Source organism: Rhizobium sp. RSm-3, assembly GCF_001854685.1.
Taxonomy (GTDB): Bacteria; Pseudomonadota; Alphaproteobacteria; order Rhizobiales; family Rhizobiaceae; genus Rhizobium; species Rhizobium ecuadorense.
The window spans coordinates 1-2,500 of the sequence record NZ_MAWZ01000043.1 but is presented as its reverse complement, the minus strand read 5'-3'; the positions used below and the strand labels follow the sequence as shown (position 1 = coordinate 2,500).

Annotated in this window: 1 tRNA gene and 2 rRNA genes (1 of these 3 cut by a window edge); all 3 read left to right on the top strand. The window is 53.7% G+C overall.

Annotated features, from left to right (window positions below):
* A 23S ribosomal RNA gene (locus tag BBJ66_RS25270) occupies positions 1-2,067 on the top strand; it begins 813 nt to the left of the window's first position.
* 111 nt (positions 2,068-2,178) lie between these two features.
* Positions 2,179-2,293 (top strand): 5S ribosomal RNA (rrf, locus tag BBJ66_RS25265).
* A gap of 127 nt (positions 2,294-2,420) precedes the next feature.
* Positions 2,421-2,497: transfer RNA gene (locus BBJ66_RS25260), tRNA-Met, on the top strand.
* The last annotated feature ends 3 nt before the right edge of the window (positions 2,498-2,500 follow it).

Sequence of the window (2,500 nt, the reverse complement as noted above, 5' to 3'; positions counted from 1 at the left end):
GAGCAGGTTGAAGGTTGGGTAACACCAACTGGAGGACCGAACCCGCATCTGTTGCAATAGATTGGGATGACTTGTGGCTAGGGGTGAAAGGCCAATCAAACTCGGAAATAGCTGGTTCTCCGCGAAATCTATTTAGGTAGAGCGTCGAGCGAATACCCCCGGGGGTAGAGCACTGGATGGGCTATGGGGACTCACCGTCTTACTGATCCTAACCAAACTCCGAATACCGGGGAGTACTACTCGGCAGACACACGGCGGGTGCTAACGTCCGTCGTGAAAAGGGCAACAACCCTAACCTCCAGCTAAGGTCCCCAAGTCATGGCTAAGTGGGAAAGGATGTGAGGATCCCAAAACAACCAGGATGTTGGCTTAGAAGCAGCCATCATTTAAAGAAAGCGTAACAGCTCACTGGTCTAAATAAGGGTCTTTGCGCCGAAAATGTAACGGGGCTGAAGCCATGCACCGAAGCTGAGGATGTGTAGCAATACACGTGGTAGCGGAGCGTTCCGTAAGCTGATGAAGGGAGACCCGTGAGGGCTCCTGGAGGTATCGGAAGTGCGAATGTTGACATGAGTAACGATAAAGAGGGTGAGAGACCCTCTCGCCGAAAGACCAAGGGTTCCTGCTTAAAGTTAATCTGAGCAGGGTTAGCCGGCCCCTAAGGCGAGGCAGAAATGCGTAGTCGATGGGAACCACGTTAATATTCGTGGGCCTGGTGGTAGTGACGGATTGCACAAGTTGTTCTGGTTTATTGGATTATCAGGGCAGCGGAGCGGTTCCAGGAAATAGCTCCACCGTATAGACCGTACCCGAAACCGACACAGGTGGTCAGGTAGAGTATACCAAGGCGCTTGAGAGAACTATGTTGAAGGAACTCGGCAAATTGCACGCGTAACTTCGGAAGAAGCGTGACCCCATTTTACGCAAGTATGATGGGGTGGCACAGACCAGGGGGTAGCGACTGTTTATCAAAAACACAGGGCTCTGCGAAGTCGCAAGACGACGTATAGGGTCTGACGCCTGCCCGGTGCTGGAAGGTTAAGAGGAGAGGTGCAAGCTTTGAATCGAAGCCCCAGTAAACGGCGGCCGTAACTATAACGGTCCTAAGGTAGCGAAATTCCTTGTCGGGTAAGTTCCGACCTGCACGAATGGCGTAACGACTTCCCCGCTGTCTCCAACATAGACTCAGTGAAATTGAATTCCCCGTGAAGATGCGGGGTTCCTGCGGTCAGACGGAAAGACCCCGTGCACCTTTACTATAGCTTTACACTGGCATTCGTGTCGGCATGTGTAGGATAGGTGGTAGGCTTTGAAGCGGGGACGCCAGTTTCCGTGGAGCCATCCTTGAAATACCACCCTTATCGTCATGGATGTCTAACCGCGGCCCGTCATCCGGGTCCGGGACAGTGTATGGTGGGTAGTTTGACTGGGGCGGTCGCCTCCGAAAGAGTAACGGAGGCGCGCGATGGTGGGCTCAGACCGGTCGGAAATCGGTCGTCGAGTGCAATGGCATAAGCCCGCCTGACTGCGAGACTGACAAGTCGAGCAGAGACGAAAGTCGGTCATAGTGATCCGGTGGTCCCGCGTGGAAGGGCCATCGCTCAACGGATAAAAGGTACGCCGGGGATAACAGGCTGATGACCCCCAAGAGTCCATATCGACGGGGTTGTTTGGCACCTCGATGTCGGCTCATCGCATCCTGGGGCTGGAGCAGGTCCCAAGGGTTTGGCTGTTCGCCAATTAAAGCGGTACGTGAGCTGGGTTCAGAACGTCGTGAGACAGTTCGGTCCCTATCTGCCGTGGGTGTAGGAATATTGACAGGATCTGTCCCTAGTACGAGAGGACCGGGATGGACATATCTCTGGTGGACCTGTTGTCCTGCCAAGGGCATAGCAGGGTAGCTATATATGGACGGGATAACCGCTGAAGGCATCTAAGCGGGAAACCCACCTGAAAACGAGTATTCCCTATCAGAGCCGTGGAAGACGACCACGTTGATAGGCCGGGTGTGGAAGTGCGGCAACGCATGAAGCTTACCGGTACTAATAGCTCGATCGGCTTGATCGTTCTCATTGACTGTGCTCATCGAACAAAATTCGATGATGCTTGAAGACGTGTTCAAATAAAACGATGTGAAAACATCACCAGCTTCTCAAACATAAAGTTGCGCTTTGCCGACCTGGTGGTTATGGCGGGGTGGCTGCACCCGTTCCCTTTCCGAACACGGCCGTGAAACGCCCCTGCGCCCATGGTACTTCGTCTTAAGACGCGGGAGAGTAGGTCGCTGCCAGGTCTGCAAAACGCAACTTCAAATCTTCTCACAATGAAACTGACTAACGGCCTATGCCGTCGCAAAAGGCCGCTCACAAAGCGGCCTTTCGTGTTATAATACTCCTGCAAGTCCAAACGACTTGCCATGGCGCGGGGTGGAGCAGCCCGGTAGCTCGTCAGGCTCATAACCTGAAGGCCGCAGGTTCAAATCCTGCCCCCGCAACCAAAT